Source organism: Dyadobacter fermentans DSM 18053, assembly GCF_000023125.1.
In the GTDB taxonomy this organism is placed as follows: domain Bacteria; phylum Bacteroidota; class Bacteroidia; order Cytophagales; family Spirosomataceae; genus Dyadobacter; species Dyadobacter fermentans.
Genome location: NC_013037.1, coordinates 6,274,822 through 6,292,742 on the forward strand (window position 1 = coordinate 6,274,822; position 17,921 = coordinate 6,292,742).

Consider the following 17,921-nt stretch of genomic DNA (forward strand, 5'->3'; position numbering starts at 1 on the left):
AAATCTTGCAAAGGCACAAGGATTGGGCAATTCTCCGTATTCATCCCTGGGAATGGGTGAGTTTTACGGAGATGCATATTCCGATAATACTGCAATGGGAGGTTCCGGTGTGAGCACGGGAGGTGGTTTTCAGATCAATAACCTGAACCCCGCACTTTGGGTCCGCAACCGCTTTACCACGCTCGATGTGGGGCTGGTAGGCCAGTACAAAGAGGTTGCATCGGGCAATCTGCAACAGCGGAATGCCGGCGGAAACCTGGCGTATTTGTCGCTGTCGTTTCCCGTTACGCCCCGGTGGGTAATCGGTGCCAGCCTTAAACCTTACAGTTTCATCGACTACGAAAACTCCTTCACCCGCCCCGTTTCAGGATCCACGGGCGTTGCCGAATATACGGTTTCAGGAAAAGGCGGTGTGAACAAAGCTTCACTCGTCAATTCATTCCAGATCGGAAGATACGTAAGCCTGGGGTTGGAGAGCAGCTATTTCTTCGGCAACGTTCGCCGCTCTTCGGATGTACTGCTTTATGCCAACGGCGCTGCGTCCGATTACCTGGTAAGCCTCAACGAGCGTAACACCTATTCCGACATCGCTTTTCGTGCGGGCGGTACCGTACGAATTCCTCTCAAAAAGGCAAACAAGCTGAACCTGAACCTCGGTGGTGCATACAGTTTCGGCACGTCGCTGAATGCTACGAAAACCACCTCATTCGAATTGACACAAGGCTCTTTCCCGGTTGCATTGCCGGATACGCTGGAAAACAACCTCGGAGGTTCCATGAAAGTGCCGGAGCAATACCAGGTAGGCGCCAGCCTCGAATGGCCATTCAAAATGATTGTCTCGGTGGATTACAGTCACCAGAGTTGGTCACAATACAGAGGCTTTGGAAATGTCAATGAATCGCTCAACGATGTGAACCGCATGCACGTCGGAGTCGAGTACCTTCCGCGTTTTACGTCACTCAATTATTTCGACATTGTGCGCTATCGCCTCGGTTTCAGCCATGGCAATACGCCTTACACCATTGGCGCGACCAAAATCAAAGATACGAATGTAAGTCTCGGCTTTACGTTCCCAATGGGCCGTGGGTATGCCAACTTCCTGTCGGTAGCGCTGGTAGGCGGTCAGCGGGGCGTCAACTCCAACGGCGCGATCCGCGAGCGTTACGGAAAGGTTGTGCTGGGTATTACATTGTTGGAAAAGTGGTTCCAGAAGCGCTTGATCGAATAACAGATTGCTATGCGTAAATGGCTGATAGATATTTTTTTACCGAAAGGAGATAGTTGCTTATCTCCTTTTTGTATTGTGGCCATCTGCTCGATGCTTTTCCTGGCGTGCGAGTCCAAAAAGGATAAGATCGGCGCTGTGTACAACGGCCCGCTTGAAATCGTCAACGATCTGACGCTCAAATACAGCGAGCAGGGCAATATGAAGGTTTTGGTAAGAACACCGAAGTCCCTCACTTACCAGAACGAAAGCCGCGTTTTCCCGGATTCCGTCAACATCAGTTTCTTCGATTCGCTGGGTACCGTCGTAACGACGCTCCGTTCCGATTCGGGCCGGTACGACCGCAGTGCGGACGTGTATATTGTGAAGGGAAATGTGCGCGTGGTGAAGTCCGAGACGCGCGAGATTTTGACCACTTCCGAACTCAGCTGGAGCCCCGGCACGAGAAAGGTGTTTACGGATAAGGCTTTGTCCGTAAAAAATACGCAGACCTCGGAAATCACCAATGCGATCGGGATGGATGCGGAGCAGGATTTTTCGCGGATCAAGTTCCGGAAAGCGACGGGCGTCTACAAATTTACGGGCCCTTAGTCAGGCTTGCATTCCACCAAAGCCTTGTGCACAAATTCGATCGGCGTGTAAACGCTGTCCTTCCCCCATTTCATCGATACAAAGCTTACGATTTCCGCAATCTCGATCTCCGTTAATTTCGGGTTAGGAGGCATTGGCCGGCTGAATTTCTTGCCGTTCACGATAATCGTGTCGCTCATTCCGTACTGGATAATGCAGGCGACGCGGGCTTTGTCGGTCAGGATGGACGATCCCTCGATAGGCGGGTAAAGGTTGGACATTCCCTTGCCGTCCATTTGATGACAGTTGGCGCAATTCGTCATGAACAGCTGCTGCCCGGTCACGAAATACTGCTCACTTTTCAGTTCTTCGGAATTGCGGCAGGATGCCAGGCCCAGCATGGCCGATGCGAGCACAAGAGCCCTGGCACCCCGGTTACCTTGGAATAGTTTCATTTCTTGTACTCGGCCAGTAACCGTTCCATGTCGTTAAGCAGCTTTTTTGTACCCTCTTCGGTAGTGCCATCGTACATTCCGCGCACGTGTTTCTCCTTGTCTACGAGGATGAATGCACCACTGTGAATGTAGCCGCCTTGTACGGTGGAATCTTCCTTTGCGGTAGACATGTAGTTATTTTGTCCTATTTCATAGATCTTCGCTTTGTCGCCCGTAAGAAACTGCCATTGCTTGCCCTCCACGCCCAGATCTTTCGCAAACTTGTTCAGTACCGCCGGCGTATCGTGTTCGGGGTCGATAGAGTGGGAGAGGATCATGACGTCGGGATTATTCTTATACGCCTCGTAAACCTTCACCATTTGCTTTTTCATAACAGGGCAAATGGTAGGGCAGGTGGTGAAAAAGAAATCGGTCACATAAATTTTATCTTCCACGATCTTCTCAGTGATCGTGTCGCCGTATTGATTTACGAATGCAAACTTGGGAATCTTGTTATAAATGGTGTCAACAACTTCTTTTCCATCCACGGTCTTTTTTACCCAGTCGCGCTCGCCCAGGATCGGTAGTTTCTGGTCCGAACTACCGCAGCCGGCAACAGCCGCAACGCAGGACGACACAAACAGGGAGCGGAAAAGAATTGATTTTACTTTCGAGTTCATAAACGGGTTATTCTAAAAATGTTTTTGCCTCCTGAATGGATTTCAACGTGGCTTGTTTCACGAGCATGATCCTTTCTTTTTCTTTCTCAAAATATTGGACAGCTTGCTGGGAATCCAGTTTTTTGGCCGAATCTCCCCGGTATTCGTGCATCCAGTCCATCATCAGCTTGTCGGCATCGGCGAGTTTTTGGTTCAGGTCCACGGCCTTGATGCGCTGCTCGGCCATCGTGTTGCTGCTCACGCCTACATTCTGAAGGCTGTCAATGTCCTGGATTTTTTTTGAAATCTGCGTTTTCAGGCTCATAATGTCTTCCTGTTTCGGCATCACTTCGTCGTGGATCGCAAGCACTTCGGTTTCGAGGCCGGCTACCTTTTCCTGGTCTTTGTCGGTTCCGCAAGCCAGGCTGAATGCAGCCAGTAATGATAGAAGGATAAGGTTTTTCATGTAGAACAGAGTTTGTCGATGTAAGTACAGCGTTTTCAGCCTTTCAGAATCATTTCGCGCGCATTGTGCAGCACGGCTTCCGACGGGTTATTTCCGCCGATCATCTGGGCGATCTCCTGTACACGTTCATCGATGGTGAGTTTTTTAATCCTGCTGACAGTCCTGTCGGAGGAATGGTCCTTATAAACGAAATAGTGCGCGTCGCCGCTGCTGGCGATCTGATGGAGGTGTGTGATGGCAATAATCTGGTGGTTAATAGCCATATTATGCATCATTTTACCCATTTTCTTGGCGATCTCGCCCGAAACACCCGTATCGATCTCGTCGAATATAATGGTCGGCAGCTTTCGCTTGTCGGCGAGTATATATTTAATAACCATCATCAGCCGGGAAAATTCCCCGCCGGAGGCGACTAATTTCAATTCCTGCGGCACAATGCCCTTATTCCCGCTGAAAAGAAACGTTACCGAATCGATTCCGGTCGTGGAAGGCGCTGTTTCGTTGATCTGGATGCTCAGCGACGCGTTAGGAATCCCCAGCTCGATCAAACGGTCCAGAATGAGTTTTTCAATGGCCTTCGTCACGTTCCTTCGCCGCTCGGAAAGCACTTTCGCGCCGGCGAGCATTTGGTCGTGGGCTTGTAGCGCTTTTTTTTCAGCAGCCGCGAGGGCATCGTCCAGGTTGAGTACAATGCTCAGTTTCTCCTGCAACTCCGCTTCGAGCTCCAACAGCTGCTCGACGCCCGACACCTGGTGTTTTTTCAATAATGAATAAATCAGGTCGAGGCGCTCCTGCACGACCTCCGTGCGCGCCGAGTCGAGTTCGACATTGCCGTTTACCTGGTCGATCTCATCGGCAAGATCGCGCAGCTCGATAAGCGCACTTTGCGCGCGCTGGCGCAACACGTCATATTCCGACACGAGGCGCGATGCCTGCGTAAGCGAGCTGACGGCGTTTTTCAACAAATCGAGTGCAGAATTTTCGGGATTGTCCAGGTATTCATGCGCCAGTTGAAGCCGCTCCTTAATCTCCACGGCGTTTTCAAGGATCGTGAGCTCCTGTTCCAGCTTTTCCTGCTCTCCGGCCTTTAAACCCGCATTATTCAACTCCTGGAAGAGGAATTGGTCATAATCGAATTCTTTGCGGAGCTGGTGCGCCTGCTTTTTCAGCTCGTCGGAAGCTTTCAGCGCTTCGCGGTATGCATTGAAATTTGCCTGGAATGCTTTCAGCAGGTCGCCGTTTTCGGCATAGGCGTCCACCACGCGCAACTGAAATTCGTTGTTGCCGAGCAATATCGAATCGTGCTGGGAATGGATATCGAGCAGTTGCATGCCGATTTTCCGGAGAATTTCGAGGTTAACCGGCGTATCGTTGATAAATGCCCTGGATTTGCCGGCAGCGGAAATTTCACGCCGCACAATGCATTCGTCTGAAAAGTCGAGATTTTCATCCTCGAAATTGGGGGCGAGGTCGTAACCTGCCAGGTTGAATGTGCCTTCGATAACGCATTTCTCGCTGCTGTCGTACAAGGACTTAGCGTCCGCCCTATTGCCCAATAGCAAGCCGATCGCCCCAAGCATAATGGATTTACCGGCACCCGTTTCGCCCGTGATGATGTTCAGGCCGGGATCAGGGGACATTTCGAGGTGCTTTATCAGCGCATAATTTTTGATCAATAAATTAGATAGCATGTCTAATTCAGGCCGCCGATTGCCGGAGATAATGCAACCTGGCAACGATGAAGGGAATCAAGTTCGTCTCCGATACGAATATAGCTACGATCTTCCCAATTAAGAAATATAAGCGGAAGTAACCCGGATTTTATAAAGTTGCGTGCCTGCTGGGCGGTACAACGCCGCTATTGTCATCGTACACCAGCTCGTAGAGCTCGCCAACGGCAATTTCGTGCCGGTGGTCGCGGGTGTCTTTCACAATAAGCTGCGTGGCGTCGGCGGAAAGCAGTCTGCCGAAAATCGTGTTTCCGTTTGCGACGACGATGTTGAGGGGATGTTTCAGCAAAACGTCGATTTTGCCTTGTATATCAGCCGGTTTTATCCGAATTAATCTTTTACTCATATTACATGGACAGCCGCTGGTACAACTGGGTTTTGGCGGGATCGAGGCTCACGAGCAGGGCATAGGCTTCGGCGCGCTGTTCGGGGAGGCCTTCGATCATGATCTTGTAAAGTTCGTCCGACTTGGCGTCGAAGAAGGAGTTGATCACCAAACTCGCCGGGCGCATTTGATTGACGTCCCTAACGGTATTAAGAAATTCGAGGACCTTCGCGCGGGTTTCGGCCGGATTCTGCGTCGCTACGTCGAGGCCCTGGCGATAGTATTTGTAAAGTCCTTCGCGGAATGGAGTAAATTGTTGGCTTTGAAGGTTTTCGATCAGCCAGTAACGATTTTTTGAATCGGCGTTCGAGTCCCATCCGCGTTTGTTGGGAGAGGAGTTCCGGGCCAGGTTCACCAGGTTGAAAGCTTTCTGGACATAAGGCGATCCGCCCAATTTGCTGAATGAGTCGTAATCGAATATCAGTGCGATATTGGCGTAGAAGGCCAGGATGTAGGGAAGCTCCTCGGTGTAGCTGTTTTCATTGAAATACAGCTGTGTGCTGGGCAGATATGTGAATGCGAAATTCTTATCGACATACGTGAAAAGCACCGTTTCGTAGGTCGAGCCGTACACCGGACGCGAAACGATCAGTTGGGCATTCGCCTCGTAATTCCCTTGCTGCGGCGAGCGGGTCAGGTTTACATTGAGCTTGCATTTAATCTTCTCGTCCTTGCCGAACTGGTCGTTGGTCCAGCGGGTATTGTTGAGAAAATCGTTCATGTAAGTCTGCAACTGGCTCATCGACTGCGGGTCGGTCTTTTGCTGAGCTACCAGCTGCTCGTAATTGAGATTGACCGTAAACTGAAATTCCTGCGCATGTGCACGTGGCGCAAGCGCGGCGAAAAGCAGCGGAATGATCAGTACAAATGCTTTTATGCTTCGTTCCATTGAGCTAGTACAAGATTGAGAATGTCCCGGGCAACTTCATCTTTGGATTTAAGATCAAATTGCTGCACATTATTATTTTTGTCAATAACGGTTATTTTGTTGGTATCGTGTGCAAAGCCTGCGCCCGGATCGTTGAGGGAGTTTAAAACAATGTAATCGAAGTTTTTCCGGACCAGCTTGTCGTGGGCATGTGCTAGTTCGTTTTCCGTTTCCAGCGCAAATCCGATGATCAGTTGCCCGTTTCGTTTCCCCGGACCGAGCGTTCCTGCAATATCGGTTGTTTTGGCGAGGTCGAGCGACATGCTATCGCCTTGTTTTTTAATTTTTTGTTCGGCAACGACGCGCGGCGCATAATCGGCTACGGCAGCGGCAAAGATCACCAGGTCACTTTCGCCGAAATGGTCTTCTGCCGCCTCGAACATTTGGTGCGCTGTCTCCACATGCACCGTCGAGATATTTGCATTAAATGCTTTCAAATGGGTAGGCCCGCTCACGAGCGTTACCTGCGCACCCGCCGCGGCAAATGCCTCGGCCATCGCATAGCCCATTTTACCCGATGATCGGTTGCTGATGAAACGGACCGGGTCGATGGGTTCCACGGTAGGGCCGGCGGTGATCAGCACACGTTTAGAAACAGCCGAGGGTTGTTTTGCGAAATGTGAATCGAGCACTTTAATAATGTTCTCGGGCTCGGCCAGTCGTCCGTCGCCGATGAGCCCGCTCGCCAGTTCACCATGCTCGGGATAGACGAAGAAATTGCCGTAAGCGACGAGCTGCCGCATATTCTGCTGTGTGGACGGGTGGCGGAACATATCCACGTCCATGGCCGGCGCGAAATAGACCGGACAACGCGCGGAAAAGTAAATGGCCGTCAGCAGATCGTCGCAATGGCCGGTAGCGCATTTCGAAAGCGTTTTTGCCGTCGCCGGTGCGATTATCATCAGATCCGCCCAAAGCCCGAGTTCGACGTGGTTGTTCCATTCGCCGGTTTCGCTTTTGGTAAACGACAGCAGGACCGGGTTTTTGGACAGCGTCGACAACGTGAGCGGCGTAATGAATTCCTTCGCCGACTGGCTCATCACCACCCGGACTTCGGCTTCTGCCTTCACCAGCAGCCGGACGAGCAATGCGGATTTGTAAGCGGCAATGCTTCCCGAAACGCCCAGTAATATCTTTTTACCTTTCAGATTCAATTGACAAAGATTTGAGGCTCGCGGCGGGGCCCATGTTCATTGGATGTAAAGTTAAAGAGATAAAAACAAAAAGCCCGCCATCAATCAGATTCATGGCGGGCCGGGATGTGTACGGTTGTATTATTCTTCGCTGGCGTCGCGGTAGCTGTGGTACGTTTTGCCCTCGATAAATTCATCGATCGCAATGCTTCCAGCCTTTGGCATACGCTCGTAAAACTTCGAAATTTCGATTTGCTCTCTGTTTTCGAACACTTCTTCAAGGTTGTCCACTCCGGAAGCAAACTCGGCCAGTTTGTTGTTCAGCTCTTCCTTCATTTTGCTGGAAATCTGGCGTGCCCTTTTGGAAATGACAGATACGGATTCATACAGGTTACCTGTTACCGCCGCTATCTTGTCTGTATCACGGGTAATGATCGATGGATTCGTTGCCATAATGGTCTGATATAGTTAAAATTTTTAAAACAATGTAATTAAATCCCTATTGGCCATTGGGTTCGGTGACCGCCGGGGTGGTAACCTTCGCCGGTTTGGTGGCAGGGTCGGGTTGTGATTCTTTCAATTTCTGTCTTTCCGCTTCGGCCTTGGCGATTACCTCGATCTGTTTCTGGCTCTCGTCGTACATTCTTTCAGCGTCGCGGTTGTATTTGCCGGTTGGATATTTGTCCACAAGCTCCTGGTAAAATTTTACTACTTCCTGGTACCGCTCTTTTTGTTTGTCGATGAAGCTGTTGGAAGCCAGGTTGTACTGCGATTCCACTTTCAGGAATGCAAGTTCTTCATTGTATTGGGAATCAGGGAAATCTTTCCGGAAATTCTCGATCGAAATAACGGCCGATTTAAGTGACATCGGGTTAAAATCGCTGATCTTGTGGTACAGCCTCGCACGTTCATAGGCCTTCTTTTCCAGTTTCGAGCGCAGTTCGAGGATGTAACGAGTACATTCTTCGCGGAACGGGCTGTCAGGATATGCATTGATAAAATCCTGCATGGCCGAAATGGCTGTGAAAGTGCTCGACTGGTCAAGATTATACGGCGACGAATCCTTATACAGCGAAAATGCATGCATATATAATGCTTCCTGAGCGTAATCGCTGCGTGCGTAAGTGTCGTAAAATTTCTTGAAAAGAAACTGGCTGGTATTGTACTGGCCCTGATGGTACTGGGTGTAAGCGTAATAGAACTGCGCCAGCTCCGACTCGGTGCTGCCCTTGAGCAGGGGAATCAATTCCTCAAAAAGCAGTCCCGCGCGGTAATAGTCCGCCTTCTTATAATAGGCCATAGCAGCATCGTATTTCTGCTGATCCGTACCTGTCTTCTGTAACTTGGAGAACTTACTGCAGGAAGTAACAACAAGGATTGCAATGAATAGCAAGAAATAGCTTGCCGGACTGTTTTTTCGCATATTAACTGCAAAGGTAATAAAAAAAGCTACATCATCCATAACGAATGCGTAGCTGATATAGTGTTAAAAGTTAGCCTATTGCTGATGGCGAACGAGCATTTTTTTGGTTGCAACCTTTTTGCCGTCGACGGACAACTGATAGAAATAAAGCCCGGTAGGCAAGTCTTTGGTGTTCACGCGCAGCTTACGGTCATTTCTGTTCAGCGTAAATTCCTGCAAAACCTGTGAGCCTAACACATTGTAGAACGTCAGCTTCGCGTCGCGCAGGCCGGTTGAAATAGTAAAATCCAGTTCTGCGTACTCGCTGGCGGGATTAGGGTAGACGTTCGAAACTGAAATTTTGTCATTCACGAACAACAATTCTTCCGCTCTCATCTGGGCCTCCAGTGCCGGAGACTTCCTTTCACTGCCTTTTTCGGCTACTTCTGCCGCGAGTGTGTTATTATCGGCCGGATTGCCGGATGCAAAAAGAAACGAAGTGTAGAATCTATTCAGCGCTTTTGGATTTTGCAAAGTCAGTGGCTTGTAACTGACACGACCTGAAAAGTTCGAAAATTTAATGTTCTGAGCGGCGGGGGCTTTCTTCTTGCCAACCATGTTCAGGCGGCTTCCCCCTGAGACGCTTTGGGCCTGTAACCCTTGAAAACTCAGGGCCAGGGCTAAAATTATATATAGAAGACGTATAGTTCTTTTCATAGCTGCAATCGGATACTTTTTACTAATGCGTTATGTGTTTTTAGCTGAAAAGTACGCTACAAAAATATAGAGAAATAATTGTATATTCAAAATATATTGTGCGAACGGGTCACTTTATTTTTCTAAGGTAAAAAACCGTGCCGAGTGTGTGTATTATAACTGAAATTGTCAGTCTAAATCTATTTTTCCTGCCAGGTCGCCTTTTCCTTCGTCGGCTTCTCTGTAATGCGCCAATTGAAGCCATCGAGCTGTCGCTCGGCGGGCTTTATTTTGGATGGAGGGATCAGCTTTCCATCCGGTTTCCCGATGAATGCAATCCGCTGCACCCGGTTATCCTCGAAAAGCAGGTTCATTCTCCCGCATTCGACCCTGTTCAAACCGATATTTTTCTGCTTATCGTCCACTGCATAGTAAGCACTTTCCCCGTTGCCGTCCACCAGGACCTGTTTTAACTTATTGCCCGTCTGGAAATAGGCATTGATCGTCCGGCCCTTCACCTGGTTAAATTGCTTCACCAGGGTATCCTCGGTGATCACAAAAGACTTCCCTTTGAGCAGCATCCGGTTGATCTCGTTGCTCACAAGGAACGCGGTGATAGAATCGGCTTCCATCTGGTAATGCTGGTCGCTCCAGAGGATCGGTTTGCGGAAGAAGCGGATGATCGAATCGGCGGTGTCGTAAGTGATCGAATCACATTTTCCCTGGAAATCCGACTTGTAAATGAACACGTTACGGTCTCCGATGAGCTTTCTCGTGCTGTCACGGGCATTTTCATACGAATGCAGCGTGTCGGCGCGGATGTAAAGAGTATCTTCCGATACGACATTTCTAACAAATGCATGTCCGAATATTTTGGAGTAACCCTTTGTTTTCCAGTAATATCCCTCGTCGCCATTAAGGACCGTCCGGTCTTTTTTGGCTACAATCACCACATTACCTTTTCCTTTACCGTCGTTGCTTTTGCCATCGACCACCAGTGAATCTGCGGTGAGTGTATACGTTTCGTTATCGACCGTCGTGCGCGTGTGAAATGACGACTGTGTAGACTCCGTGTTGTATTGCCCCTTCGTGCCAACCACCGTGCCGTCTTTGTTAACGATCTTGGTCTTCCCATTGAAGTACGACCATTTGTTGATCGAATTATAAAGCAGCGTGTCCGTTGTGAGGGTGTACTTTTTATTCACCAGCTTCACATTCTGGTAATAGGTAAACTCCTTGGTGGCTGTGTTGTAAAAACCTTCCTTGCTCGTGAGCACGTTTTCCTCGTCGACGGTCCGGCCGGGCTGCTTGTAATAGGCAATGCCATTGGCCATGTCGTACTCGATTTTACGGGTCGTAAGCGTTTTTTTGGTGTCTTTCAAAACGGTTTTCTTTCCGCTTACAATGGCCAGCCGGGTGTTTCCGTAATAATACAGCGTATCCCCGGTGACCGTCACTGTATCGCCCTGGACGATTCTTACATTACCAAAAGCTTCGATTACGTTGGAATTGATATGCTGAATGGCCAGGTTGCTATACAGAAGTGCGCCCTTGTGCTTGAAAACGCCGTTGGTAACACGCCGGGAATCATCGCCCGGTTGGTTGATGATTTCGAGCTCATCCGATTTAAGGATTTCCACAAGATCCTCACTTTGAGGAGACTGCGGCTGAGCCGGTGCTTTCTGTGCAAACAGATAAGGCGAAAAAATCAGTAAGGCAAAGAACGTCAGTTGAAATATATTTCTTTCGATATGGATGACGCCGAAAAGTTTAAAAGGGTTGCAGATTCCCGCACTAATTTTTTTATTCATGTTGCTTTTCTTTCTCTTACCTTTGGCTGGTTCGTGTCCCAACACCATCATTTTGGGAAGAGATAAACCGGTTCTCTTTATTCAAAAGTACATCAAATACGATTCGCAGGTTCATGTTGGATTCGTTTTTAACTTTTATTAACCAACACACGCCGGATCTGAAACACCAGCCGACCTTGCTCGCCGTAAGCGGGGGAATCGACTCGGTGGTCATGGTGCATCTTTTTCACGAACAGGGACTTCCGGCGGGCATTGCGCATTGTAATTTCGGTTTGAGAGGGGAGGAGTCGAACGCCGACGAGGCGTTTGTGCGTGCGCTGGCGGCCCGCTGCAACTTCCCGGTTTTTGTATCGGATCCCGACGTCAAAACCTTTTCAAAATCACATTCGATCTCTACCCAGATGGCGGCGCGGGAGCTGCGTTACGAATGGTTTGAAGAAATCCGGCGTAGCTCTGGTTACGGGTGGATCGCCACCGCCCACCACAGCAACGACTCCCTCGAAACACTCCTGCTCAACCTCGCCCGCGGGACCGGGCTGCCGGGTATGTGCGGGATCGCGCCTGTGAGAGACCACCTGATTCGTCCGTTAATCCTTTCTAATCGCGCTGAAGTCCGGAGGTATGCAGAAGAAAATGGCATTACCTGGCGGGAAGATAGGAGCAATGCGTCCGACGATTACCAAAGAAACAAAGTTCGCCACCACGTAGTCCCGGTGCTCACGGACCTGAATCCATCGTTGGAAACGACATTCAATGCCTCTGCGGAACGCCTGCGGGCGGCGAATACCTTGCTGGACGAATACCTGGGAGCATGGAAGTCGCGGATTATGCGTGACAGCGGGGGCAGCATGAACATCCCGATCGACGAGATCCTGGGGAAAAGTGAACCCATTTACCGGCTATGGTACATTTTGCAGGATTTTGGCTTTTTGTATAGTCAAGTGCGCGCCATCGCAGTGGCGCTTCACGGAAAGCCCGGAAAGCAGTTCCATTCACCGACGCACGTTTTATTAATTGATAGAGCGTTGCTGATTCTCAAAGCACATGGAGAGCAGTCGAATGAGGGCCAACTCTTAATCGAGGATACTGAAACGCCTGTTGAATGGCTTGGAATGACACTATGCTTTGAAAAGCTTCCTTCGGCCGGGGCTTTGGATTCCGGTCCGTTCGCAATTGCCGTCGATGCAAACCGGCTCACATTCCCGCTCATGCTTAGGAAATGGCGGCCAGGCGACATTTTCCAGCCTTTTGGCATGGCTGGCCGTAGTAAAAAAGTAAGTGACTTGCTCATCGACCGCAAAATAGACCGCTTTGAAAAAGACCGTATTGTGGTTTTACTGGATGGAAATGGCGAGATCATCTGGGTGGTGGGCCAGCGTGCGGACGAGCGTTTCAGGGTAGGGGAGACTGCGCAGGAGATTCTGAAAATTTCAATTGGCGCATCATAAAGCAAAAATGGCCAGGTTATCAACCTGACCATTTTCCACGAATTTCTATCCTAACGTATTGCGGTTAGCTCTATCGCTTGCAATAACGGAAGAGCGTACGAGCGGAAAAATGACATTCGTCATGTGCAAGCCATTCGTTTTCGAAATACGCTACACCTATTTGCTGCGCGCAGGGATCGCGAAGAACAAGCTGAATTGGATCACGCTGTTCTTGAAATCCGGGTTCATCGCTGCATTCTGGTCAAAATCGCCTACTTTGGAAAAACCTGCGATATAACGCGCTCCGATACCCAGCCCGAAGTTTGCCTGATACCCCAGTCCGACCGCACCGGCCAGATCCAGGTTTTTGGCGAAGTGATCGATGGTCTGATCGGGAATATCCTCGCCGGTTTTGAACGATGCCTGCGGACCAAACTCAAAATAGAACCCGCCTCTCGCACGGAATTTCAGCATGACCGGCACGGAAACGTAGGTGGTTTTAAACTCCTGTTTGCTACCGTTGTTGATTTTGGCGCCCTGGGTAGAAAAGAGAACCTCAGGCTGGATTGAAAATACCTGTCCGATCCCAAAGTTGAGAATCCCGCCCAAATGGTAACCCACGCGGGCATCTGATTCAATATCGCTGCCGGTGTAATTACTTACATTGATCCCCGCCTTAGGTCCGAAGGAAAACGACTGTGCAAATGCGGCACTTCCGAACATCGAAAGAAGAGCGAGCAGAAAGATTTTTCTCATGGTTGTTGATTTGCTAATGTGATTTTGAAGTTGATTTGGTACTGTGACTTTGATGTTGATTTATTGATGTGATTTAAAATGTGGATTACGGGAAGGAATTCAAAAAGCGTGCCAAGGGCCTTAGCGGAGCGGCTGCGCGAGCAATGCGATGCCTAGCATCCCTTTGTTCGAAGACCTAGCAGTATCACAGGATTGTGCCCCACAATTTAATTTGCCACAAGCGCCTGTGCAAATATTCTCACAGTGAGCTGCTTACGAATAGTATAAAAAAATTAACCAAAAAATTCTTGCGCTTATCGTCAATAACAGTACCTTTGCACCATGAATCGCGTACGGCGAATCAGATAGAGAGATGGCAGAGTGGTCGATTGCGACGGTCTTGAAAACCGTTGACTGTAACAGGTCCGGGGGTTCGAATCCCTCTCTCTCTGCAGGACATGATGTCAAAACATTCAAAAACCCCGTTTAAACGCTTTAAACGGGGTTTTTGCTTTTTACGGGCTACCAAAAAATTCAAAAATTCCCAATGTTTTTTGACGTTAATCGTGGAAAACCTGATCCAAGAAAAATTGCGCACAAAACTGCACTTAACTAACTGGTTAGCAACCTGTTCACGCCGTGGACATCTTGCGTTTCAATGGTAACAATTCGACTTTTGTTCATCTAAAACAGTCGTATTATGTTAGAAAACAGTTTCGGGTTAAATTTCTTTTTGAAAACACCAAGTACCGAAAACGAAGATGGCACGAGAGCTATCTACATGCGCGTGACCGTGAATCGCCAAGCAAGGGACATCGCTACGAGGCGAATTTGGCACCCATCCAAATGGAATGTCAGAGCAGGTAGAGCCACAGGAAACAAAGAGGAAACCAAGGAGCTAAATGCCTACTTGGACTCGTTGACCGCCAAAGTATTCCAGGCAAAGAAAGCTTTACTTGATGCCGACAAGGAGTTGACCGCAGACGCGATCAAAAATTTGATGCTTGGCAAGGAGGAAAGCAAAAGAACTATTCTCAAAATCTTCCGGGAGCATAACGATCAAATCGCAGCCCTAGTGGGTGCCGATTTCGCTCCTGGCACGCTTGAACGTTACGAGACGTCCCTCAAACACACTCGTGACTTCATTAAATGGAATTACCAGGAGGACGATTTAGACATCAAGAAGCTGGACTACGAGTTTATTTCGCAATTCGAGTTTTGGCTTAAAGCCAAGAAAAAGATTAGTCACAATACCACTATGAAGTATTTGGCGAACTTTAAAAAAATCGTTCTGCTCTGCGTCAAGAGAGGCTGGCTTATGCGTGATCCTTTCTTTGCATTCAAGTTTACGAAACGAGAAGTTGATCGACAAGCTCTAACTGAGAGTGAGTTGAAAAAAGTTTGGGAGAAGGATATGGGTACAGGCCGTTTGGCTTATGTGAAAGACATCTTCCTATTCTGCTGTTACACTGGACTCGCATATGCTGATGTATATAAGTTAAAGCGAACGGAGATCATCGAGGGAATTGATGGCGGGAAGTGGATTACGACGAAACGACAGAAGACTGACACACCTTCCAGAATCCCTCTTCTGCCGATGGCGCTGGAAATTATGGAGAAGTATGAAGATCATCCTCAATGCGAGAATGAAAATCGTGTACTGCCTGTGCTATCTAATCAAAAGATGAATTCGTACTTGAAGGAGATTGCGGACTTATGTGGGGTTAAGAAAAATATCACTTTTCACTTGGCGCGGCACACGTTCGCTACAACGGTTACTCTGACTAATGGGGTACCGATTGAGAGTGTATCCAAGATGCTAGGGCATCGGAATATTAAGACTACTCAGCAGTATGCGAAAATTGTCGACAGGAAGATTAGCGATGATATGGCAAGGTTGAAGGATATTCTATCTAAGTAACGCAGTACTTTCGGCACGCAGGACTTAAAAAAAATCCTGTGAGCCGAAACGCTCCTACGAGTTCGATTTCCCTACACTGCACTGATCATAAAAGAGTTACGACGAACATTGTAACTCTTTTTTTATGCAAAATATTTCGTGCCGAACATTTGCCAAACAATTCGGCGTGTAAGCTTTCCCGATTTTGTAAGCTGTGTTTACGATAAGGCTTCAGGACTATTCTCAAAGATAGACACAATCACCGGATGAAACTACTATTCCATAATAGTAAAATCACCGCGGATATGAATACACACCAAGCCAGAGCAATCCTGGACATCCCTCACAAAGAATGTGCGGTTAGTGATTTTTAATATATAATATCTCTCTCAATCAGAATACACGATTGACAGTCTCCAGCACGAAATGTTTGGCGAGGAGCATCAGAAACTAATCCTGGATAAGATAATTTTAAACTTGAATGATAAATCTCCCAAAGAAAAACTACTTGGAATTCAAGTAGTTTTTGAATACGACAGCTGACTGAGATGTGCGACCCACAACTTGCCAATTATAAATCAGACGTCTTTAAAAATATTTGAAATCATCTCTTTGATGGTGCTGTTCTCTAGTCTTAGCCCGAGTGATTGAGACACATCTTGCCCTTCTGTTAAATGTAATGAGGTATTATAAACGATTCCCAGCAGAAAATATATTTCTGGCAACACTACGTTTATACTTTCTGCATAACGAAGCTTTTCTTTGGTCCCTCTCTTTTCGTTCAAAAATATTTCTTTAAACTCATCGCTTTCAATTTTGTCATAAACTAGTTTTTCTATCCTCACACGCGCTCCAAAACAAACAGAAATGGGGTCGAACGGAGAATCTTCAAGTAAATATCTTCTGACTTCTCGGGCAATTTTTTTCCAGAAATTCGAAGGCGTTGCCCAATCCGTGTTGAGCTTTAGCGCTGTGAACTCGGCCAATAAATTGACATCGTCGAAATTAGGGTGATAATGGAAATAGTATAGATCTAAGTCGATTTTTACCTTTGGATCTTCACGCTTGTAAATGATTTTAAGTATTTCTTTATTCGGTCGAAGCCGCACCTCTTTCAAGTAACATACCTTGATCCTGTTGTCGTTAAAACAAAAATGATTGAAAAATTTGGGATCCAAGTGTGTTAATAGAATAGGAAATATTCTTCGCTTAGCACGCTTCATTTCATCTATAAAGGTGGAGATGTAATATTGAAAAGCAATCAAATTAGCATCATCCAAATAGTCGAATATTTCGTCTATTATAAGAATACAATTGTCCTTTTTAAAATCTCGCCTTGATTTTAGTAACAAAGCTATGAAAGTAAGAATATCGCGTTGCCCATTGGAAACCTCATGGGCTTTTGGCCACTTGATAGTGAGCTTATTTCTCACTTCTTTTGGACTCAAATCAAACCTGTCGCCTACCGGATTGAAGGATGATATAGTCTGAGTTAGTTGATCCTTCTCCCTAAGATAATCAAGATATTTCACAGCTTTCTTAAAGCGCCCCCCCATCGAATCCTTAACTTGAATGATCTGCCATGCTGACAAATAAAGATCTACTTCATCGCTGATTATTGAGAAATTATATGTCGCGATCACATTTGCTAGTTTTGTGAGCTCTTCCAATGCCCGAAACGAGGGTAAGAGTTCTCTTTCAATCCATTGTTTAATATCCGAGCCAGTTCCTGTTTGCTCATTGATTGAGGTTACTCCATGGGCAATAGTGCGGCTATTATTTACGAGACCAAATCGAGAAAAATCTATCTTCGCAACTATCTCGTTCAACAGGTTTGCCGACGAAAACAATTCGCCGATATTGAGTAAAACTCTATTACCATTGAGACCAAAAGCCCGCTTCATATTCGCAGATGAATAATCAAAGCCAATTCGTTCTGGAATAGTATTTACCAAAACAGTTGTAACAATATCTAACGAAGTCTTCGCGAATGACCGACCGCCGAAAGATTGTACAACTGATTTTGGCTCCGTCTGATTATTTATAACGAAAACATCAAATACATCACCTATGGTGTTCTGGTTGTCATCGGCAATTAAAATTCGACCATCAGTTAAGGAGATAGAAAGCGATGGGCGGTTTTCCGATTTTCCTAAATAGTAATTATTTTCATCAAGTTCGATACGATTGGAACGCAATGAGTTAAATGCAATTGCAAATGAGCTTTTGCCAAACCCATTTGGAGCAACCAAGATATTTGGCTTATTAGGAATAGCATCAAGGCTAAACTCCCGCTCCTCAATTCCTTTCACATTTTCAATTTTTACAGTTTTAAGATTCATATGGACATTTATATGGAGGGGTAAGTAGGAACTAAGTTTATATTACATGTTCCTGCGTCAAGATTAAACTTCATCGCT

The 17,921-nt window shown here is 47.4% G+C and carries 17 protein-coding genes and 1 tRNA gene; 5 read left to right on the forward strand and 13 right to left on the reverse strand.

Annotation, left to right across the window (positions count from 1 at the left end; all coding sequences use genetic code 11):
• Positions 1–52: 52 nt before the first annotated feature.
• The gene (bamG, locus tag DFER_RS25930) at positions 53–1,228 is read left to right on the forward strand and encodes a BamG family beta-barrel-assembly machinery protein (protein ID WP_015814643.1); all 1,176 of its coding nucleotides are present in this window, start codon (positions 53–55) and stop codon (positions 1,226–1,228) included.
• A 75-nt stretch (positions 1,229–1,303) separates the two neighbouring features.
• Positions 1,304–1,816, forward strand: coding sequence for an LPS export ABC transporter periplasmic protein LptC (lptC, locus tag DFER_RS25935; RefSeq protein ID WP_229206116.1), 513 nt, complete (start codon positions 1,304–1,306; stop codon positions 1,814–1,816).
• Here the strand turns inward: lptC and DFER_RS25940 are convergent.
• From DFER_RS25940 to DFER_RS25990, 11 genes are all read right to left on the reverse strand, one after another.
• Complete coding sequence (locus tag DFER_RS25940) at positions 1,813–2,250, reverse strand: c-type cytochrome (RefSeq protein ID WP_015814645.1); 438 nt, start codon at positions 2,248–2,250, stop codon at positions 1,813–1,815. The two genes, lptC and DFER_RS25940, sit on opposite strands and share 4 nt — an antisense overlap.
• Positions 2,247–2,909, reverse strand: a complete 663-nt coding sequence (locus DFER_RS25945) for an SCO family protein (protein ID WP_015814646.1) — start codon at positions 2,907–2,909, stop codon at positions 2,247–2,249. The genes DFER_RS25940 and DFER_RS25945 overlap by 4 nt, the downstream gene beginning before the upstream one ends.
• 7 nt (positions 2,910–2,916) lie before the next feature.
• Positions 2,917–3,354, reverse strand: a complete 438-nt coding sequence (locus DFER_RS25950; RefSeq protein ID WP_015814647.1) for a hypothetical protein — start codon at positions 3,352–3,354, stop codon at positions 2,917–2,919.
• Positions 3,355–3,389: 35 nt separating this feature from the next.
• Positions 3,390–5,045, reverse strand: coding sequence for a DNA repair protein RecN (recN, locus tag DFER_RS25955; RefSeq protein WP_015814648.1), 1,656 nt, complete (start codon positions 5,043–5,045; stop codon positions 3,390–3,392).
• A gap of 130 nt (positions 5,046–5,175) precedes the next feature.
• A complete protein-coding gene (locus DFER_RS25960) occupies positions 5,176–5,373 on the reverse strand; it encodes a hypothetical protein (protein WP_229206117.1) in 198 nt (65 codons plus the stop codon).
• 58 nt (positions 5,374–5,431) lie between these two features.
• Positions 5,432–6,358 carry a type IX secretion system protein PorD gene (gene porD / locus DFER_RS25965; RefSeq protein ID WP_015814650.1) on the reverse strand — a complete coding sequence of 309 codons (927 nt, stop codon included), beginning with the start codon at positions 6,356–6,358 and terminating at the stop codon, positions 5,432–5,434.
• On the reverse strand, positions 6,343–7,551 hold the full coding sequence (gene coaBC, locus DFER_RS25970) for a bifunctional phosphopantothenoylcysteine decarboxylase/phosphopantothenate--cysteine ligase CoaBC (RefSeq protein ID WP_015814651.1): 1,209 nt from the start codon (positions 7,549–7,551) through the stop codon (positions 6,343–6,345). The genes porD and coaBC overlap by 16 nt, the downstream gene beginning before the upstream one ends.
• A gap of 120 nt (positions 7,552–7,671) precedes the next feature.
• A complete protein-coding gene (locus DFER_RS25975) occupies positions 7,672–7,983 on the reverse strand; it encodes a DNA-directed RNA polymerase subunit omega (protein WP_015814652.1) in 312 nt (103 codons plus the stop codon).
• 46 nt (positions 7,984–8,029) lie between these two features.
• Positions 8,030–8,953, reverse strand: a complete 924-nt coding sequence (locus DFER_RS25980; RefSeq protein ID WP_041736701.1) for an outer membrane protein assembly factor BamD — start codon at positions 8,951–8,953, stop codon at positions 8,030–8,032.
• A gap of 75 nt (positions 8,954–9,028) precedes the next feature.
• Positions 9,029–9,649, reverse strand: a complete 621-nt coding sequence (locus DFER_RS25985) for a T9SS type A sorting domain-containing protein (RefSeq protein ID WP_041735507.1) — start codon at positions 9,647–9,649, stop codon at positions 9,029–9,031.
• A 179-nt stretch (positions 9,650–9,828) separates the two neighbouring features.
• Positions 9,829–11,268, reverse strand: coding sequence for an OstA-like protein (locus DFER_RS25990; protein ID WP_229206118.1), 1,440 nt, complete (start codon positions 11,266–11,268; stop codon positions 9,829–9,831).
• A gap of 284 nt (positions 11,269–11,552) precedes the next feature.
• On the opposite strand from DFER_RS25990, the gene tilS reads away from it, so the two are divergent.
• Positions 11,553–12,887: a tRNA lysidine(34) synthetase TilS gene (gene tilS / locus DFER_RS25995; RefSeq protein ID WP_015814656.1), complete on the forward strand. Its 1,335-nt coding sequence runs from the start codon at positions 11,553–11,555 to the stop codon at positions 12,885–12,887.
• A 156-nt stretch (positions 12,888–13,043) separates the two neighbouring features.
• Here tilS and DFER_RS26000 read toward each other — a convergent pair whose 3' ends face one another.
• Complete coding sequence (locus tag DFER_RS26000) at positions 13,044–13,622, reverse strand: porin family protein (RefSeq protein ID WP_015814657.1); 579 nt, start codon at positions 13,620–13,622, stop codon at positions 13,044–13,046.
• 346 nt (positions 13,623–13,968) lie between these two features.
• Between DFER_RS26000 and DFER_RS26005 the strand changes: the two genes are divergently transcribed.
• Together DFER_RS26005 and DFER_RS26010 are read left to right on the forward strand one after the other, a co-directional pair.
• A tRNA-Ser gene (locus DFER_RS26005) sits at positions 13,969–14,053 on the forward strand.
• Between the two features lie 248 nt (positions 14,054–14,301).
• Positions 14,302–15,522 (forward strand): site-specific integrase, encoded by a 1,221-nt coding sequence (locus DFER_RS26010; RefSeq protein ID WP_015814658.1) that lies wholly within the window; start codon positions 14,302–14,304, stop codon positions 15,520–15,522.
• 557 nt (positions 15,523–16,079) lie between these two features.
• Here the strand turns inward: DFER_RS26010 and DFER_RS26015 are convergent.
• Complete coding sequence (locus DFER_RS26015) at positions 16,080–17,813, reverse strand: ATP-binding cassette domain-containing protein (protein WP_222837291.1); 1,734 nt, start codon at positions 17,811–17,813, stop codon at positions 16,080–16,082.
• Between the last annotated feature and the right edge of the window lie 108 nt (positions 17,814–17,921).